Annotated in this window: 16 protein-coding genes; 7 read left to right on the forward strand and 9 right to left on the reverse strand. The window is 59.7% G+C overall.

Annotated features, from left to right (window positions below; translation table 11 throughout):
- Window positions 1-4: 4 nt before the first annotated feature.
- The 5 genes from QD336_RS13440 to QD336_RS13460 all read right to left on the reverse strand — a co-directional run bounded on the left by QD336_RS13440 (window position 5) and on the right by QD336_RS13460 (window position 6,484).
- Window positions 5-1,279, reverse strand: coding sequence for an extracellular solute-binding protein (locus QD336_RS13440; protein ID WP_499171059.1), 1,275 nt, complete (start codon window positions 1,277-1,279; stop codon window positions 5-7).
- A 74-nt stretch (window positions 1,280-1,353) separates the two neighbouring features.
- On the reverse strand, window positions 1,354-2,427 hold the full coding sequence (locus QD336_RS13445) for an ABC transporter ATP-binding protein (protein WP_499171060.1): 1,074 nt from the start codon (window positions 2,425-2,427) through the stop codon (window positions 1,354-1,356).
- Window positions 2,428-2,434: 7 nt separating this feature from the next.
- On the reverse strand, window positions 2,435-3,946 hold the full coding sequence (gene arfA, locus QD336_RS13450; protein ID WP_080827711.1) for an arabinosylfuranosidase ArfA: 1,512 nt from the start codon (window positions 3,944-3,946) through the stop codon (window positions 2,435-2,437).
- Between the two features lie 121 nt (window positions 3,947-4,067).
- A complete protein-coding gene (locus tag QD336_RS13455; protein WP_499171061.1) occupies window positions 4,068-4,997 on the reverse strand; it encodes an ArsR/SmtB family transcription factor in 930 nt (309 codons plus the stop codon).
- Window positions 4,998-5,191: 194 nt separating this feature from the next.
- Window positions 5,192-6,484 (reverse strand): ABC transporter substrate-binding protein, encoded by a 1,293-nt coding sequence (locus tag QD336_RS13460; protein WP_499171062.1) that lies wholly within the window; start codon window positions 6,482-6,484, stop codon window positions 5,192-5,194.
- Window positions 6,485-6,596: 112 nt separating this feature from the next.
- On the opposite strand from QD336_RS13460, the gene QD336_RS13465 reads away from it, so the two are divergent.
- Genes QD336_RS13465 through QD336_RS13480 form a run of 4 tightly spaced genes read left to right on the forward strand, consistent with a single transcriptional unit; the run spans window position 6,597 to window position 11,308 of the window.
- Window positions 6,597-7,658 (forward strand): LacI family DNA-binding transcriptional regulator, encoded by a 1,062-nt coding sequence (locus QD336_RS13465; protein ID WP_499171063.1) that lies wholly within the window; start codon window positions 6,597-6,599, stop codon window positions 7,656-7,658.
- Window positions 7,651-9,522, forward strand: a complete 1,872-nt coding sequence (locus QD336_RS13470; RefSeq protein WP_499171064.1) for a DUF2264 domain-containing protein — start codon at window positions 7,651-7,653, stop codon at window positions 9,520-9,522. Before QD336_RS13465 ends, QD336_RS13470 begins: the two co-directional genes overlap by 8 nt.
- On the forward strand, window positions 9,519-10,535 hold the full coding sequence (locus QD336_RS13475) for a hydroxyacid dehydrogenase (RefSeq protein WP_499171065.1): 1,017 nt from the start codon (window positions 9,519-9,521) through the stop codon (window positions 10,533-10,535). Before QD336_RS13470 ends, QD336_RS13475 begins: the two co-directional genes overlap by 4 nt.
- Complete coding sequence (locus QD336_RS13480; protein ID WP_499171066.1) at window positions 10,532-11,308, forward strand: sugar phosphate isomerase/epimerase family protein; 777 nt, start codon at window positions 10,532-10,534, stop codon at window positions 11,306-11,308. The genes QD336_RS13475 and QD336_RS13480 overlap by 4 nt, the downstream gene beginning before the upstream one ends.
- Before the next feature lie 240 nt (window positions 11,309-11,548).
- On the opposite strand, the gene QD336_RS13485 is transcribed toward QD336_RS13480, so the two are convergent.
- The 4 genes from QD336_RS13485 to QD336_RS13500 form a co-directional block, all read right to left on the reverse strand.
- Window positions 11,549-12,625, reverse strand: coding sequence for an ABC transporter ATP-binding protein (locus QD336_RS13485; RefSeq protein ID WP_269345530.1), 1,077 nt, complete (start codon window positions 12,623-12,625; stop codon window positions 11,549-11,551).
- Window positions 12,626-12,713: 88 nt separating this feature from the next.
- On the reverse strand, window positions 12,714-13,589 hold the full coding sequence (locus tag QD336_RS13490) for a carbohydrate ABC transporter permease (RefSeq protein ID WP_020809242.1): 876 nt from the start codon (window positions 13,587-13,589) through the stop codon (window positions 12,714-12,716).
- Complete coding sequence (locus tag QD336_RS13495; RefSeq protein WP_269345781.1) at window positions 13,582-14,460, reverse strand: carbohydrate ABC transporter permease; 879 nt, start codon at window positions 14,458-14,460, stop codon at window positions 13,582-13,584. Before QD336_RS13495 ends, QD336_RS13490 begins: the two co-directional genes overlap by 8 nt.
- A gap of 81 nt (window positions 14,461-14,541) precedes the next feature.
- Entirely contained in the window at window positions 14,542-15,831 is a 1,290-nt protein-coding gene (locus tag QD336_RS13500) for an ABC transporter substrate-binding protein (protein WP_269345526.1), read from the reverse strand.
- 117 nt (window positions 15,832-15,948) lie between these two features.
- On the opposite strand from QD336_RS13500, the gene QD336_RS13505 reads away from it, so the two are divergent.
- The 3 genes from QD336_RS13505 (at window position 15,949) to QD336_RS13515 (ending at window position 19,209) form a co-directional block, all read left to right on the forward strand.
- Window positions 15,949-16,647, forward strand: a complete 699-nt coding sequence (locus QD336_RS13505; RefSeq protein WP_499171067.1) for a TetR/AcrR family transcriptional regulator — start codon at window positions 15,949-15,951, stop codon at window positions 16,645-16,647.
- Window positions 16,648-16,892: 245 nt separating this feature from the next.
- On the forward strand, window positions 16,893-18,035 hold the full coding sequence (locus QD336_RS13510; protein WP_499171068.1) for a Gfo/Idh/MocA family protein: 1,143 nt from the start codon (window positions 16,893-16,895) through the stop codon (window positions 18,033-18,035).
- Window positions 18,036-18,045: 10 nt separating this feature from the next.
- Window positions 18,046-19,209, forward strand: coding sequence for a dihydrodipicolinate synthase family protein (locus QD336_RS13515; protein WP_499171069.1), 1,164 nt, complete (start codon window positions 18,046-18,048; stop codon window positions 19,207-19,209).
- The last annotated feature ends 5 nt before the right edge of the window (window positions 19,210-19,214 follow it).

Here is a 19,214-nt window from a genome sequence, read left to right on the forward strand (position 1 = left end):
TCCGTTACTTCAGCTTGCTTTGCAGCTCGTCCTTGATCTGCGCCACCGCATCCGTGCCGCTCATGAAGCCCTGAATGGCCGGAGCGATAACGTTGAGAGCGGCATCATAGGCTGGCGAGGCCACACCGGTGATCGTGGTTTTCGGATCGAACACCGCCGCTTCCGCCAGTGATGCATAGGTGGCGTTCGGCTGCATCGCCTTGTATTCGCTGCTTTCGGTGATCGATTTATAGGCCGGGATATGGCCGGCATCGGCCCAGCTGATGGCGTGTTTTTCCATCCAGCCGATCACCTTCATGACGGCAGCGCGCTTCTCGCCGGAAACGGTCTTGTCACCCTGGTTGGGGATGGCGAAGGCGTGCGAATCCGCCCAGGTGGCGCGTTTGCCCATGAAGGGCGGAACTTCAACCGCGCTCCACTTGAAGCCCAGCTTGTTGTTTTTCTCCAGATCCTTGTAGGTCGGCACCTCCCAGACGCCGTTCAGCTGGAACGCAGATTTTCCGGCGGAGAACAGCGCAACAGATGCCGCATATTCCGCCTGTTCCGGTGCCCAGCCGTTTTCGCGCCATTTCGACATGGTGTCGATCGCCTTGGCGGCTTTCTCTGCATTGTCGCCGGCCAGCACCTCGCCATTGGTGACGAGTTCGCCGCCCTGTTGCGAGAACAATGTGTAAAAGACACGCCAGACACCGGCTTCACCGCCGGACTGGTAGGTGACAGGCGTTTCAACACCCTTTTCCTTTGCCCAGGCCAGCGCCTTTTCGAAATCATCCATCGTCTTGATGCCGGTCAGCTTGCCTTCGGTATCGAGATAGGGCGAGCCTTTGAGAAGATCGGCATTGTAATAAAGAACAAGTGCGTGGATATCGAAAGGCACGGCATAAAGCTTGCCGTCATGGGTGGCCGCCTCGAGCGGCGCGCTGAAGAAATCGTCTTTCTTCAGGCCGGCTTCCTCCAAGTCCTTGTCGGTAATCTCGCTCAGCACCTTTTCCTGCAGGGCAAGCGGCGCACGCGACAGGTGGTAGGTCATGACATCGGGTCCTTCCCCGACGGCAGAGGCGGTCCGCACCTTGGTGTAGAAGGGCACACCCCATTCCAGCGTCGTTCCCTTGACCTGGATATCGGGGTGCTCCTTGTTGAAGGCATCGATCAGCGCCTTCATGCGCACGCCGTCACCGCCCGACAGAAAGTCCCACCAGACGATATCCTGTTTGGCCAGCGCCGGCAGGGCGGTCAAACCCAGAACCGTGCCAACAAACAATGTCTTGATCAGTCGCATCGTTCACTCCTCCCGTTTATGTGGAAACACCCCTGATGGGGCGGTCTGCTGCATCGAAAGGCGCCTCCTCGCGCCTATCGCAATCTTTTGCCGTCGCTATCGAAAACCAGAATGTGGTCGGGCGAGGCGCTCAGCAGGACGGATCGGCCATCCAGACTTTCACGCGAGCCCTGCCGCTGCACGATGATTTCCTTGCCCGAGGGCGCGCGCGTGTAGAGATAGGAAACATCCCCCAGCTCCTCCGCCACCTCGACATTGACAGGCAGGGCACCGTCCTGCGTTATCGTCAGATGCTCCGGCCGAACGCCGATTTCGACCCGCTGGCCGGTGGAAACAGGTTGTGAAAGCCGTGCTTCGAGATGTCTCTCCCCACCATCGAGCGAAAGCGTCACGACGCCGTTTCGCTGTTCGACAATCGCCGCCTGCAGGAAGTTCATTGCCGGAGAGCCGATGAAGCCGGCCACGAACCGATTATCCGGATCGTCATAAAGGGTGAGCGGCGCACCCGCTTGCTGCACGACGCCGCCCTTCAGCACGAAAATCTTGTCCGCAAGCGTCATGGCCTCCACCTGGTCGTGCGTGACATAGATCATCGTGGCGCCGAGCTTGCGGTGAAGGCGCGTCAGTTCCAGCCGCATCTGGACGCGCAGCTCCGCATCGAGGTTCGAAAGCGGCTCGTCGAAAAGGAAGACCTTCGGCTGCCGCACGATGGCGCGGCCGATCGCCACGCGCTGCCGTTGACCGCCCGAAAGCTGCGACGGTTTTTTATGCAGATGGTCTTCAAGCTGCAGGATGCGGGCAGCCTCGCCCACCCTTTCATTCACCTCGGATTTCGGCCTGCGGGCAAGCCGCAGGCTGAAAGCCATGTTCTCGAACACGCTGAGATGCGGATAAAGCGCATAGTTCTGGAACACCATGGCGACGCCGCGTTCGGCCGGCTCGACGGCCGTGACATCACGGTCATCGATGGCGATGCGGCCGCCGCTGGTCTCTTCAAGGCCGGCGATCATCCGCAGCAGCGTGGATTTGCCGCAACCGGAAGGCCCGACAAAGACCGCAAAGCTGCCGGTCGGGATTTCCATCGAGACATCCCGGATCGCTGCGAAGGATCCGAAGGACTTGGCTATATTGTTGAGACGGACACCCATGGCCGCCTCACTGAACCTTCAGCCGCAGCACATGATAGGACAGTGCCGGCACGGACCCCTTCAGCGCCCCATCCTCGACACCAACGCCGCTGCCCGGCACCGGCACGACGCGATCCGGTTGATCCGGGCCGTTGCCGACGCGCAGGTCATATCCCGCCATGGCAAGATGCAGGTCGAGCGTGGCCGACGAGAACCCGGTGAGGCTGACATTGATATCGGCCGCCTCGGTGAGATGCCGGTTGAGCACGAACAGCGTCACCATGCCTTCGGCTTCGTCATAAACGCCGGCGACATCGAGATATTTGACGTCATCGGCCGCGTTGCAATCATAGGTCGGGCAATCGACCGCGACATTCAGCGCGACACCACGGCCATAAAGCGAGGCGAACTGATAAGGATAATAGATCGTCTGGCGCCAGGCCGGACCGTTCTTTTCCGCCCGGATGGGGGCGATGACATTCACGAGCTGGGCGATGCAGGCGATGCGCACGCGATCCGAACGGCGGATGAACTCATTGAGCAGACCGGCGACAAAAAGCGCGTCCTCGAAGTTGTAAGTCTCTTCCAGAAGTGCCGGCGCTTCCGGCCAGTCCCAGCTCTTGATGCGTTTGCCGTCTTCTTCGCGAATGTGATACCAGACGTTCCATTCGTCAAAGCAGATGGACACTTCGTTCTTGGCGCGTTTCTTCGCCTTCACGTAGTCGATGACCCCGGCAATGGTCTGGATGTAGCGCCCGGTTTCTTCGATCTTGCCGAAATAATTCAGCGTGTCGCGGCTGTTATTGCCGAAATATTTGTGCAGCGAGATGTGATCGACATTCTCGTAGCATTCCTCCAGCACCTCGCGCTCCCATTCGGGATAGGTCGGCATGCCGTCATTGGAGCTGCCGCAGACGATCGCTTCAATTGTCGGGTCGAAGCCCTTGAAAGCCTTGGCAGTTTCGTTGGCCAGACGGCCATATTCCACCGCGGTCTTGTGGCCGATCTGCCAGGGGCCGTCCATCTCGTTGCCGAGGCACCACATCTTCACGCCATGCGGCTTTTCGGTGCCGTGGCTGCGGCGCAGATCGCTAAGCGCAGTACCGCCCGGGAAATTCACATATTCGAGGAAGTTGCGGGCATCATCCAGACCACGGGAGCCGAGATTGACGGCAAGCATCATCTCGATGCCGGCCATCTGCGCCCAGTCGGCGAATTCGTTGATGCCGATCTGGTTGGTTTCCTTCGAGCGCCAGGCAAGATCGAGACGGATGGGGCGCTGGTCGCGCGGGCCGATGCCGTCTTCCCAGCGATAGGCCGAAACGAAGTTGCCGCCGGGATAACGGATGGCGGGGATTTTCAGGTCCTGTACGAATTTCAGGACGTCCTTGCGAAAGCCGTTCGCATCCGCCTGCGGATGGCCGGGCTCATATATCCCGCCATAGATCGCACGCCCCATATGTTCGATGAAGGCGGAATACAGGCGATCATCGATACGCCCAATCCGGAAATCCCGGTGGACTGAAACCCGCGCTTTCATAGGTTCTCCTCCCTGCGCATTTATATCTTAAAATATGATATGAACCATATTTGATAATATAGTTGCCGAGGGAATCCGCGCCTGTCAACCGCGAAAATCATACTTTTGAAAATTGAGGGGTTCAGCCCGCGGTGCGCAGGCGCAGGACAATGTCCTGATCGTAATTGCCGAAACCGCGGCCGAATATATTCAACCCGCCGGGATGTTTTGCATCAGCCTTGACCTCGATGCGCAACCGGATGGAACGGTGGCTGACGAGGTCGATATCCGCAAGCGTGACATCGGAAATCCGCGTACCGTCGACATAGGTTCCCTGGGGCGTGATGCGCCAGGTCTTCAGCATGCCATATTGGGAACCGGACAGTTTCCACCAGTCCGGCGTGAAGACGCCCCGCTTGTCGCCAAAGTCTCCGGGCGAGGTCCAGACACCGATTTCCTTGCCGTTGACGGACAGCGTGATATCGGACGGCCAGTTGCTGTGGGTGCCCGGCACCTCGGAACTGACTTCCATCGAAAACTCGATTTCCTCGACGTCCCGCCCTTGAATCTTGGCATTATTGGGGAATTGATACTCCACGAAACCCGAGGTGAGCCACAGCAGCGCCGTTTTCATACGGTCCGGATCCATGAATGTATCGGGCACATCGAGCAGCCCGATAATGCCCTCCGGCGAGCAGATGCCGCAGGGCGCGGTGACCGAACTCTGCGTATAAAGGCCGAGCGGCATGGCCACCGCAATGTAATTGGAAGCCGCCGGCGTCTCCGGTTTTCGAAAGGAAACGATGAGTTCGTCGCAGGTGGCGAAGCAGATTTTCTGGTTTCCCTTGCGCGCCTTGCGCGTCTCCGTTCGCAGCAATCCCGCCTCTTCGAGAACCGCCACACCGGCAGAGACAGTGGATTGCGGCAGTTCCAGTCTCTGGGCGATCTCGTTGACGTTCAGGCCATTGGCCTCATGCAGCAGTTTCAATATCTGCACGCGGATCAGCGACGCGGCCGCCTTCAGCACATCGAATTCTTTTTCAGCATCAACGAGGAGGAAATTGGGCGCCATGGTCTAATCTTCAGATTTATCGATCCAGATCAGAATTTCTGGCTTAAATGCCCTGCCCTTGTCCAGTCCTGTTTGTCATAAAGCTGTAGCAGAGGGCGTAAAGCGCCGCTCATTCCCTCGTGCGCCCATCACGACCAATGAAAAAGGCACCGCCACACGGCTGCGAGACCGCGTGGCGGCGCCCTTTTTTGTCGTCAACCGCGCTTGCGCAGGGTCCGCGTGCCGGTGTCGACAAGATTCTGCGCCGCCTCATCGACGCTGGCACGACCGAAGGCGAGCGAATCGGCAATCGGGCGCATCACACCACGGTCGAATTCATTGGCGCCGATCGGGGCGGGTTCCGGATAGGAATCGAGCTTGCCCGACAGGCTTTCGATATAGTCCACCGTCTTGCGCTCGGTCTCGTTGAGGCTCGGCAACAATGCCTCACGCACGACCTTGGCCGGCGGCACGCCACGCTCCACGCCGAGCACCTTGCCTGCCTCGAGATCGTTGACGAAGAAGTTGATGAATTTCGCCGCCGCTTCCGCATTGGTCGAAGTGGACGAAATGGACCAGATGAGGCCCGGCCGGTAATAATGCCCGGTTGGCTTGCCCGGCCCCTCACCCGGCAACATGCCGATGGACAGCACTTGTTTATTGAGCTTCTGATAACCGACGAGCTGGTTGGAATAGGCAAAACCGATGGCGGAATTGCCGAGCGTCAGGGCGTTGGATTCAATCGTATTGTCGTCTCGTGTCTGGATATCGGCGGAAACGCAGAGCTTGTTTTCGCGCAGGTCCTCCCAATAGGCGAACCATTCCTTCGCATCTTCCTTGTTGAAGCCGATGGTGCCGTCCTGGAACAGAAGCTTGCCGCGCTGGCGCAGCCAGACATCAAAAACGTAGTGGTAACGCGCGCCATACGGCACCGCCCAATAGTTCCGTTTTGCCGGAGCGTTCTTTTTGAAATCGCGCGCCAGTTCCGCCAGCGCCTTCCAGGTGATCTGGTCCTTCGGCACGGAAACACCGGCTTCCTTCAGCGTATCGGCATCATACATCATGCAGAAGGAATTCAGCCCGAGACCAACGCCATAAAGCTTGCCGTCGATGCGGCAGAGATCAACCTCGCTTTTGCCGAAGGTGGAAAGATCAAGCGACTTGCCGACAAACTGGTCCAGTTCCATGCAGGCGCCGCGACCGGAATAATCGGCAATGGTGGAAGGCTCCAGCTGGAAGATGTCAGCGACATTCCGTCCCGCCATCGAAGTCGCAAGCTTGGTCCAGTAATCGGAACCGGCGATCATTTCGCCGCTGATCTCCGTCTGCGGATTAGCCTTCTGGTAAAGGGCGATCACATCATTGGTGCGCTTGCTGCGGTCGGCCGATCCCCACCATACGCAGCGAAGCCGGGTTTCGGCCGCGGACGCGCGAAAGCCGCCCGCCGCTACACCGAGACCGGCCAGCGCCGCCGTCACTAAAAATCCACGTCTATCCAACATTTGCATCTGCTCCTCCCGCGTTTTGCAAATTTTTCAGATGGCACTTAAATTCTTGCAAATTTTCTTAGTTTGCAATATTTGCATCACAATAGATTTTTTTGCAAGCGCAGGAGACGATATGAACGATACGCCCGACATCAGCCGCCCGCGCCAGTCGGATATCGCCCAGCGTGCCGGCGTCTCCATCAGCACCGTTTCGCGTGTTCTGGCGGGTGAAAAAGGCATCAGCGCCTCTATCCAGACGAAGGTTCTGGGTGTCGCCGCCGAACTTGGTTATCCCTTGCGCCCGGCCGGAAACCAGGCGAGCGGCATGACGCTGGAGGGCAAAAAAATCCTGGCGCTGATGGCTGCGGAAAGGGCGACCGGCGATATCGGCGCCTTTTATCACGATATTTTCGACACGCTGCGCAGCCTTGCCCAGACGGATGGTTTCGAACTCGATATCCGGCTCCTGCACCAGAAGCAGATCGACGAGGCACTCACGCAGCGGGTCTGCGAGGTGGACGGCCTGCTCGCCATTGGTCTCGACCCCGAAGAGGAGATCATTCACCGCATCACGCAGGGTGTGCTGCAACCGGTTCTGGTCAACAGTGCCGATCCCGCAATGCTGCTCGACTGTATTTCGCCTTCCAATTTTTACGGCGGCGCGATGGCGGCGCGGCGGCTTCTGGAACTCGGCCACCGCAAGGTTGCTTATATCGGCCCGCATCACCGCCACACCATAAGGGAGCGGATGCGCGGTTTCCGGCAGACGATCGAGGAAGAGGGAGCCAGCTATGAGGAATTCCTGCTTTCAACGGCCGAGAGCGGCTTCGGACAGGCTGGCGATGCGGTTCGCCAGCTGCTTGCCAAAGACCCTGAGACAACGGGCATTTTCTGCATGAACGACGCGATTGCGCTCGGCGCGCTGGGTGCGGCGCAGGAACTTGGCCTCAGCGTGCCTGACGATCTTTCCATCATCGGCTTCGACGACCTGCCCTTTGCCGAACTCTCCACCCCGAGGCTCAGCACGATCAGGGTCGACCGCCGTGAAATTGCCCGCGAAGCGGTGGAGCTGCTGCGGCGCCGGATGACGGAACCCTCCGCCAATGCCCGTCATGTGCAGCTGGGCGTGCAACTGGTGGAAGGGCAGACCGCCGGACAGGCAAAAAAGACCGGGAAGGCAGCACGCGATGCATGACACTGTGAATAGACGCGACATGGCAAGATTCAACCCGCTGCACGGCAATCCGCTCAAGACCCGCGCCGATGTCCGGCGCGCTCTGGATGACAGTTTCGCGCCGCTGCTGCCCTATTTTTCACCGGGCGGAGCAAGGGTGACGCTGAGCGGCACGGCCGCACATTTCGACCGGGCGGCGGCCGATCTGGAAGGATTTGCCCGGCCGCTCTGGGGCATCGCGCCGCTTGCGCTGAGCGGCGATACATTCGCCCATTGGCCGCTTCTGGCGAAAGGCATTGCCAATGGCACCGACCCCGCCCATCCCGATTATTGGGGTGATGTGCGCCAGAAGGACCAGCGGCTGGTGGAGCTTGCAGCACTTGGCTTTGCCCTGCGGCTTGCGCCGCAACACCTCTGGGAGCCCCTGTCCGACGTGCAGAAGGATAATGTAAGCCGTTACCTGTTGACGGCGCGCGAGCGCAATTATGCCGACAATAACTGGAAGTTCTTCCGGGTTATGGTCGATATGGCACTCGACCATCTCGGCATCGGTTTCGACCGCAGCCTGACCGAGACATTCCAGAGGGAACTGGACGATTTCTACATTGCCGATGGCTGGTATCGCGATGGCAACTATCGCCGCATCGACCACTATATCGCCTTCGCCATGCATTTTTACGGGCTGATTTATGCCAGGCTTAGCAAGCCTGACGATGCCTCCGCCAAACGGTATCGCGAGCGAGCGCGCCTCTTCGCCGGAGATTTCGCCAGCTGGTTCGACGAGGATGGCGGCACCCTCGCCTTCGGCCGCTCCATGACCTATCGTTTCGCCTGCGGCGGCTTCTGGGCCGGCCTTGCCTTTGCGGATGAGGAAGCCTTGCCCTGGGGCGAGATCAAGGGGCTTTATCTGAGCCATCTGCGCTGGTGGGCGGACAAACCGATCGCGGATCGCGATGGCGTGCTTTCCATCGGTTATGCCTATCCGCAGCTCACCATGTCGGAAAGCTATAGTTCCGCCGGTTCGCCGTATTGGGCCCTCAAGGCCTTCCTGCCGCTAGCGCTTCCCGAAAGCCACCCCTTCTGGCAGGCGGAGGAGACATTGCCCGAAGTGTCAACCAAACCGCGGCCGCTCATTCATCCCGGCATGGTGATGATGCGGGCGAAGGGCAACGTCACCGCACTTTCCAGCGGGCAGGAAAACCTTTCCATGCGCGGCGGGCCGGAGAAATATGCCAAATTCGCCTATTCCTCCCGTTACGGTTTTGGCGTCGAGGTGGACGAGCGCGGTTTCAAGACCAATGGTTTTGACAATATGCTGGCCTTCTCCGACGACGGCCTTCATTACCGGGTGCGGGAGACCAACCGTAAGGTTCTGCTGGCCGGAGCAAATCTGCGGGCCACATGGAAGCCATTTCCGGATGTGACGGTTGAAACGACGCTGGTTGCCGCCGGTGACTGGCATGTCCGGCTGCACCGGATCACCTCCGCGCGCGCGCTTTCCGTTGCCGAAGGCGGCTTTGCGATCAACCGCAACGATGGCGACCGCGATGCGGTGAGCGAGACAGCCGGACGGGCGACGGCCGATTGCGGCACCGACCTGTCCGCCATCGTTGATCTCGGATCGAGCGTGAGCCGTCAGGGCGTGGCGCTGAAGGCGCTGCCCAATACCAATCTCATCAACGCCAAGACCACGGTGCCGCAATTGCGCGGCGAGATTCCGGCGGGCGAAACCCTGCTTGCCTGCGCCGTCTTTGCGGGCGTGGCCGGAGCGGAGAGCGAAAAAACACTTGCCGCCGTTCCCGCATGCCCGGATCTTGAGGCGCTCGACCGTCTGTTTGGGGAAACGGGCGTTCCCGTCAGCGCCATGGCGGGAGAGCCGCAATGACGGTGCGGCTTCCGCGTCTCAGCCTTGCCATGGACCCGAACCGGACGCAGCATGTTCTGACACCGCAGGCCCTCGACAGGCTGTCGCAGAGTGTCGAAATCCTTGATACGGCACGCATCTGCGACTTTCACGACGCCTCGGTGAAAGATCAGCTGGAACAGACGGATATTCTTCTGACCGGCTGGGGCTGCCCCGATATCGGCACCCGGGAACTGGCGCTGATGCCGCGGCTTAAGCTGATCTCCCACGCCGCCGGCACGGTCAAATATTTCCTCTCGCAAGCGGTCTTCGAGCGCGGCATCACCGTGTGCAGCGCGGCAGAGGCAAATGCGCAGCCGGTGGCCGAATTTTCGCTGGCGATGATTTTGCTTGCGGGCAAACGCACCTTCGGCTTCAGGCGCCTTTACGAAAGGGATCGCGGTCGGAGCAATGTCGAGCAACTGCAATCCGAGCCCATCGGCAATCTCGGCCTGACGGTCGGCATCGTCGGGGCGTCGCGGATCGGACGGCGCGTCATCGCTCTTTTGCGCCCCTTCGATCTCGATCTTGCCCTCTTCGACCCTTTTCTAAGCCCGGCGGAGGCCGAACGGCTCGGCGTGCGCCTCGTACCGCTCGATGAGCTGATGGCGATAAGCGATGTCATATCCCTGCATGCGCCCTCCCTGCCCCAAACCCGGCATATGATCGGCGCGCAGGAACTCGCCCGCATGAAGAATGGCGCGACACTCATCAACACCGCGCGCGGCGCGCTGGTGGATGAGGACGCGCTTCTGAGGGAACTGAAGACGGGCCGCATCGAAGCCGTCATCGACGTGACCGATCCGGAAGTGCCACCGCCGGATTCACCTTTCTACAGCCTGCCGAATGTGTTTCTGACACCGCATATCGCCGGCGCGACCGGCCTTGAGCGTGCACGTCTTGGCGACATGGCGATTGCCGAGATCGAACGTTTCTGCATGGGCAGGGCGCTGGAACAGGAGGTTCGGCCTGAACATCTGGAACTGATCGCATGAGGATTTTCGAGCCGGGCCTCTGTTCCGTCACCTTCCGTTCCCTGTCGCCGCAGGCGGTCATCGACCTTGCCGCGGCAAAGGGCATCAAGGCGATCGAATGGGGCGCGGATATCCATGTGCCACCGGGCGATTTCGATAATGCAAGGGATGTGGCGGAACGCACGGCCAAAGCCGGCCTCACCGTCTCCTCCTACGGCTCCTATATCTTCGCGCCGGATTACAGGCCGGAAGATGTGACGGCCGTTCTGGAAACCGCCAGGGCGCTCGGCACCGGTCACATCCGCATCTGGCCCGGCCACCGCAAACGCCCCTCGACGGATTATTCACCGCAGGAGCGCCACATGGCGACGCAGGCGCTGGCAAATATCGCCCGCCAGGCAGAAGACTACGGCATGACGATCGGCCTCGAATATCACCCCAATTCGCTCACCGACACCCTGCCCTCGGCCCTGCAACTGGCACAGGACCTGACCGCACCCAATCTCTTCTTCTACTGGCAGCCGGCACCCGGCCTGCCGCTTTCCGACGCGCTCAAGGAAATCGCCGCCCTCGGCCCGCGCATCTGCCACCTGCACGTCTTCGCCTGGCTTGCCGATGCCAGCCGCCTGCCGCTTGGTGAGCGAGCAGACTTCTGGCGAGCCTGCCTTGCGGCCCTGCCGGAAAGCGGTTGGGATAAACCGGCTTATGCAATGCTGGAATTCGTCAGGGGTGACGATGTTGGGCAATTTGCGGAAGATGCAGCGACGCTGAGCAAGATCCTTGCCGGCTCATAGAATAGCCAATTCGCCCAAAATGTAACCTCACACGCGACGTCATCCTCGGGCTTGACCCGAGGATCTACCAACGTCTCGTAAAATCAAAAGGTTGCAGATCCTCGGGACAAGCCCGAGGATGACGAACGCGAGCTTTGTGACTTTGTCGGCCACCTCATGTTCACAGCTTCGCCAATCTTTCATCAGAGCCTGATGCGGCAAATGACTAAAATGGGTGGAACGGCTCCACCCACACACCCCTCATATCCGACGCCCATCCGCCCCGAACAGGTGCGTTTTCGCCAGATCAAACGCAAAAGGAATGGTCTCGCCGATGCGGATATGGCGCTGGCCGTCCAGCAACACGGTGGCGGGCTGGCCGTCGGGGGTAGCGGTGTAGACCACCGTCGAGCCACCGAGATGTTCGACAAGCTGGATCGAGGCGTCACCAAGCGAGGCCGATTGTGCCTGCGGGTTCACATGCTCCGGGCGTACGCCGAAGGTGAGCGGCTCGCCCTGCTGGGCGGCAACCGGTTTTTCCAATACGATGCGCCGGCCGGCCACTTCGATGGTGCGGTTGGAACTGTCGCCGGAGGCCACCTTTGCGGAGAGGAAATTCATCTTCGGCGAGCCGATGAAACCGGCCACGAACTGGTTGGCCGGATTGTTGTAAAGATCGAGCGGCCGGCCGACCTGCATGATGCGACCGTCACGCAACACGACGATCTTGTCGGCCATGGTCATGGCTTCCACCTGGTCATGCGTCACATAGATCATGGTGCTGCCGAGCGTCTGGTGCAGCTTGGCGATTTCGACGCGCATCTGCACGCGCAGTTCGGCATCGAGGTTGGAGAGCGGCTCATCGAACAGGAAGATTTTCGGTTCGCGCACGATGGCGCGGCCGATGGCGACACGCTGGCGCTGACCGCCGGAAAGCGCCTTGGGCTTGCGTTGCAAAAGCGGGCCGATCTGCAGGATATCGGCGGCCTTCTGCACCCGCGCCTGAATTTCAGGCTTCTTGTAACCCGCCGTTTCGAGGCCGAAAGCGAGGTTCTTGTAAACGCTCATATGCGGATAAAGCGCATAGGACTGGAAGACCATGGCAATGCCGCGTTTGGAGGCCGCGGTCTCGTTGACCCTTTCGCCATCGATACGCAGATCGCCTTCGGAGATTTCCTCAAGCCCGGCGATCATGCGCAGGAGTGTGGATTTGCCACAGCCCGAAGGACCGACGAAAACGGTGAACTCGCCGGGCTCGATCTTCAGATCGATGCCATGGATGACCGGAAAAGCGCCGAACCGCTTGACGATTTTTTCGAGCGTAATGCTGCTTGCCATGCTGTTTCTCCCGACTGCCGCGCCGCATGAAGAGCGGCGGCGACAGTGTTGATATCTTTATAAAATACGTTCCCGATCCGGGTTCCGTTCAGCGTTTCATTCCCGTGGTCGCGATGCCTTCGATCAGCAGCCGCTGGAAAAACAGGAAGAACAGGAAGACCGGCACCAGCGACAGGTTGGACATGGCGAAAAGCGAGGTCCAGTCCGAGCTGCCGGTGGAATCCACGAAAGAGCGGAGGCCGAGCTGCACGGTGTAGGTATTGATGTCGTTCAGATAGATTAGCGGCCCGAAGAAATCGTCCCAGGTCCAGATGAAGGAAAAGATGGCGGCCGTCGCCAGCACCGGCAGCGACAAAGGCAGCATGATCTTCCAGTAGATGCGGAAGGGCGAGCAGCCATCCATGACGGCCGCCTCGTCGAGCTCACGCGGAATGCCACGGAAGAACTGCACCATCAGGAAGATGAAGAAAGCGTCCGTCGCGAGGTACTTCGGCACGATCAGCGGCAGCGAAGTGTTCACCCAGCCCATTTCCAGGAACAGGATATATTGCGGGATGAGCACGACGTGATAGGGCAGCATCAGGGTGCCGAGCATCAACGCGAACCAGAAATTGCGACCGCCGAAGCGAAGCCTTGCGAAGGCGAAGGCGGCGAGCGAACAACCGACGACGTTTCCTATGGTGGCGAGCACCGAAATGAAGAAGGAGTTCCAGAAGAACTGCCCGAAGCTCACCTGCAGCCCTGTCCAGCCGCGAATATAACCGCCGACATCGACCGCAGAGGGGATGAGCGAGGAGGAGCCGAACAGCTCATCCTGCGGCCGGAAGGAACCGGATATCATCCACAGGATCGGATAGAGCATCGCGAAAGACGCAATAATCAGCGCCGTGTGGAGCATCACCGATTTCAGCGGCGAGCGTTGCGGGCCTTGGCCCGGCCGGGGGGCGGTAACAGCATCAGTCATCGTAATGCACCCAGTATTTCGCGCTGAGGAACGAGAAGGCCGTGAACAGCGAGATGATGATCACCAAAATCCACGCAAGCGCCGAGGCGTAACCCATGCGGAAGAAACCAAAGGCTTCCTGATAGAGGTAGAGCGTGTAGAACAGCGTCGAGTTGATCGGCCCGCCGGTGCCTTCGGAAATGATGAAGGCAGGGGTGAAGGCCTTGAAGGCATCGATCGTCTGGATCACGGCATTGAAGAAGATCACCGGCGTCAGGAGCGGCAGGGTAATGCGGAAGAACTGCCGCACCTTGCTTGCACCGTCGATTTCGGCGGCTTCATACATATCCTGCGGGATTTGTCTGAGACCCGCGAGGAAGATGATCATCGGCGAACCGAACTGCCAGACGGACAGGATGACCAGCGTGTAGATCGAATAATCCGGATTGGAAATCCAGCTCGGCCCTTCATAACCGAAGGCCTGCCAGAGGACCATGTTGACGAGACCGTCCGAAGCGAAAAGCTGGCGCCAGAGAACGGCGATAGCGACACTCGAACCCAGCAGCGACGGCAGGTAGAAGATCGCCCGGTAAAGCGTGAGCCCCTTGATGCCGCGATTGAAAGCGAGCGCCACGAGAAGCGCGAAGATCAGCTTCAGTGGCACCGACAGCAGCACATAGGTAAACGTCACCTGCATGGCGGCGGCAAATTTCGGGTCGGCGGTGGCGATGCGCACATAATTGGCCGCCCCCACCCAGTCCGGCGACTGCAACAGGTCGTAATTGGTGAAGGACAGATAAAGCGACGCAAGCGCCGGGCCCAGCGTGAGGCCGAAAAAGCCAATCAGCCAGGGCAGAAGAAACAGGTAGGCATGAATGTTGCGGTCGAACATCCGCTTCACGCCGCCCCGCTTCGGGAGAGCCGCGCCACGGCTCTCCCCCACAAGAGTTTCAGATCGAAAGGCCATAAACCATCACTTCCGTTTGATAACGGTTTCGGATTCCTTGACGAGGCGGTCACCGCCCTCTTCCGGCGTGATCTTGCCGAAGCCAACTTCTTCCGCCGTGCGTTTCAAAACGAAGGCGAATTCGCCCGCGCCCGGAGGCGGCGCCGGCGGCAGATCGCCGACGCCGGGGGTAATCTCGGCGATATAATCCACCATGATCTTGCTGACCTCGTCGAGCTTGCTGCTCAACTGGCTGCGCATGGATTCCGAGGCAGGAACCCCGCGCTCGACACCGAGAATATCGATGCCCTGCGGTTCGGCGACGAGGAAGTTGATGAAACCGACCGCCTGCTCGATGCCGGGGCTGCCGGCGGCAACACTGATCAGCATGGAGGGTTTCAGATAGTGGCCGGAAGGACCATCCTTCGTACTCTTCGGATAGGAGCTTATCGCAAGCTTGGACTTGTTGAGCTTCTGATAACCGACGAACTGGTTGGAATGGGCAAAAGCGGTGGCCGCCTTGCCGGTCGTCAGAGGGTTGGTTTCGATATTGAGCTGGTCCAGCGCCTGCACGTCGGCCGGCACACAGGCGCCGCTCTTGCGCAGATCCGCCCACAGAGTGAACCATTTGGTCGCATCGGTCGGATCGAAACCGATGGCGCCATCCTGCGTATAAAGCGACTTGCCATTCTGGCGCAGCCAGTTTTCGAAGCTCGGCTCCACGCCGCTCGCATCGGCCGTGGCATAATAACCGGGTTTCGGTTTGTTCTTGCTGAGCTTGGCGGCGTTTTCGGCAAACTCCTCCCAGGTCTGGCCGATGGACGGCGGTGTCGCGCCGGATTTTTCCCAGGCCGCCTTGTCAAAGAAGACCGCACTCGAATTGACCCCGAGATTGATGCCGTAAAGCTTGCCATCGACCCGGCCGGAATCGATGTTCATCTTGCCGAAATCCTCAATCTTCAGGCCCTTGCCGATATAGTCGTCGAGCGGCGCCAGCGCGCCGCGACGGCCATATTCGAAGATATAACGATAATCCATCTGGATCAGGTCGGGCGCATTGCGGCCCGCCACCTGCGTGGCAAGGCGCGGCCAGTAATCGCTCCAGCCGGCAAATTCGCCGGCAATGTCGAGATCGGGCTTCACCTGCTTGTAAGCCGCAATCGCCTTGTTGGTACGATCGGCACGTTCCTGTGACCCCCACCACAACATGCGAAGGCGCGCGGCCTGCGCTTGTGCCGACCCTCCCCCCAATGTTGCAAGCGACAGGGCCGCAAGCCCTGTTGAAAGTACAGTTCTCCTCTTAAGCATCATGGGCATTGGCAACTCCTCCCTATTGACTGCCAATTGATGATGAACGTAAACGACACTTGCCGTTTTATAACTAATTGGTTACATGGGAACACCGATCACCAACATTGTCAAGCGGGTGCTGAAATGGAAGAAACGACAAAAAACCAGCCACTCGACACGGCCACGGAAGAAACGCCGGCGCCCAAGCGCAAACGCGCGACGACACAGGTCAGAAACCCGGAAAGAACCCGGGCCGCGATCCTTGAGGCGGCCCGCCGCGAGGTGGCGGCAAAGGGGTTGGCGGGGGCACGAATCGATGTCGTCGCCCGTCGCGCCGGCACCAACAAGCGGATGATCTATCATTATTTCGGCGACAAGGATGCGCTTTACCTTGCGGTTCTGGAGGATGCCTATCGCCATATCCGCCAAACCGAACGGCGGCTTGACCTAACCCGCAAGGCCCCTTCGGATGGGTTGCGGGAACTTGCGCTTTTCACCTGGCACTACTTCCTCGACCACCCGGAATTCCTGAGCATTCTCGCCACGGAAAACCTCAATAAAGCCCGCTATCTCAGGCAATCTCCTACAATTACGGCTATGCATTCGAATTTCATTTCGGAACTTGAAGACGTGCTGCGGCGTGGCAGCGAGGCTGGCGAATTCCGTGATGGCCTCGATCCGATCGACGTCTATCTGACCATCGCTTCGCTCGGCGCTTTCTATCTTTCGAACCGGTTCACGCTGTCGACAATCTTCCAGCGCGACCTGACCGACCCGGCCGAGCTGGAACGCTGGGGCCAGCACATCGTCAACACCCTGCTTGCTGCGGTGCGGCCGGTCTGAGCCAGTCGGGCCGAATTCTCTTTTAACAACAGCAACGACGCGCCATTCGCACCCGCGAAGCGCGTCGTTTTCTTTTGCGGCGCAGTGAAGACACGCAATGGCCGCAGCATGCGATATCCGAATTTCTCCTGCCGAAAACACCTTGACAGATCGCCTTCTTCGCGACCACAAATAACCAAATGGTTACAAATTGCCATGTTTGACGGAAGCGACCTTGCGGAAAAGGTCGCCTTGGGAGGAAATTCATGAAACGTATCGGCGTCATCATGCACGGCATCACCGGCCGCATGGGTTACAACCAGCATCTCGTGCGCTCCGTTCTCGCCATTCGCGATCAGGGCGGTGTGCTTTTGAAGAGCGGCGAAAGGGTCATGCTCGACCCCATCCTCGTCGGCCGCAACGGCGCGAAGATCGAAGAAATCGCCAGAAAGCACAATGTCGCCCGGTGGACGACCGACCTCGATGCGGCATTGGCAAACCCTGATGATACGCTGTTCTTCGATGCCGGCACGACGCAGATGCGCGGCAGCCTGCTGGAGAAGGCCATCAAGGCCGGCAAGAATGTCTATTGCGAAAAGCCGATTTCCGACACGATGGAAGAGGCGCTGGCGATTGCCCGGCTCGCCGAAAGCGCCGGCATCAAACACGGCGTGGTGCAGGACAAGCTGTTCCTGCCAGGCCTTCGCAAGCTGGCCATGCTGCGCGACAGCGGCTTCTTCGGCAAGATCCTCTCGGTGCGCGGCGAGTTCGGTTATTGGGTTTTCGAGGGCGACTGGCAGCCGGCGCAGCGCCCTTCGTGGAACTACCGCCTGAAGGATGGCGGCGGCATCATTCTCGATATGCTGTGCCATTGGCGTTACGTGCTCGACAATCTGTTCGGGCCGGTAAAATCCGTAAGCTGCCTTGGCGCCACTCACATTCCGGAACGTTTCGATGAGCAGGGCAAAGCCTATAAGGCGGACGCGGATGATGCGGCCTATGCGACCTTCGAGCTCGAAGGCGGCGCCATCGCCCATATCAATTCCTCATGGGCCGTTCGCGTGCGCCGCGACGATCTCGTCACCTTCCAGGTGGACGGCACCCATGGTTCGGCGGTGGCGGGCCTTACAAAATGCTTTACCCAGCACCGTACCAACACGCCAAAGCCGGTGTGGAACCCCGACCAGCCGCAGACCATCGATTTCTACAAGACCTGGCAGGAAGTGCCGGACAATGTCGTTTACGACAACGGCTTCAAGGCGCAGTGGGAGATGTTCGTGCGCCACCTCGTCGATAATGACCCGTGGCCCTATGGGCTGATGGAAGGCGTGAAGGGCGTGCAGCTTGCCGAGCTTGGACTGAGATCATGGAAGGAACGCCGCTGGCTCGACGTTCCAGCCCTTTCCTGAGGAGGCGGCCGTGAGCGAACTCAAGCTTCCAAAAGAAGATCGCAGCATCGAGGTCTACAAACTGTCCGGTACGCCGGTCGCGGTTGAAAAACGAAGTGCCGCGGATTTCAACCGTGTCGCTTTTGCCGCCGCCCATGTGGTGGCCGATCCGCTTGCCGATAACGACCCGTGGCTGACGCCCGCCATTGACTGGGACGCGACCTTGCGCTTCCGTCACCGGCTCTGGGATCTCGGCCTTGGCGTTGCCGAGGCCATGGATACGGCGCAGCGCGGCATGGGGCTGGCATGGCCGCAGGCGCAGGAACTCATCTCCCGCTCGCTGAAGGAAGCAGCCAGCCGCAAGGATGCGCTGATTGCCTGCGGGGTAGGCACCGACCATCTGAATGGCGGCGGCCATGACCTCAACCATATTGTAGACTCCTACCTCGAACAGCTTGATTTTGTTCAGGGAGAAAGTGGGCGCGTGATCCTGATGGCCAGCCGCGCGCTGGCCGCAGCCGCCCGCTCGCCGGATGATTATCTCGAGGCCTATGCCAGGGTTCTTTCCCGCGCGGACCAGAAGGTGGTGATCCATTGGCTGGGTGAAATGTTCGATCCGGCGCTTGAGGGTTACTGGGGTTCGGGCGACCACATGCAGGCCATGGAAACCTGCCTTGCCATGATCGAGGCGAATGCCGAAAAGATCGATGGCATCAAGATTTCGCTCCTCTCCAAGGAAAAGGAAATCGTGATGCGCCGCCGTCTGCCATCAAGCGTGCGCATGTATACCGGCGACGACTTCAATTATGCCGAACTGATCGCCGGCGACGAGCAGGGCCATTCGGACGCGCTGCTCGGCATCTTCGATGCCATCGCACCGGCGGCCTCCAAGGCGTTGGCCAGCCTGAAACGCGGCGCGGACAATGAATTTTTCGACATTCTCGAGCCGACGGTGGCACTGTCGCGCCATATCTTCAAGGCCCCGACCCGCTTCTACAAGACCGGCGTGGTGTTCCTCGCCTACCTCAACGGGTTGCAGGACCATTTCACCATGGTCGGCGGGCAGGAAAGCACCCGCTCCACCCGGCATTTCGCGGAACTTTTCCGGCTGGCGGACAAGGCCAATGTGCTGGCCGAACCCGATCTCGCCACCCACCGCATGAAGACGTTCCTGACTGTGCGGGGCATCAGCTGAAGCAG

The sequence above is a fragment of the Rhizobium sp. BR 250 genome, from assembly GCF_047445855.1.
GTDB classification, from domain to species: Bacteria; Pseudomonadota; Alphaproteobacteria; order Rhizobiales; family Rhizobiaceae; genus Agrobacterium; species Agrobacterium tumefaciens_I.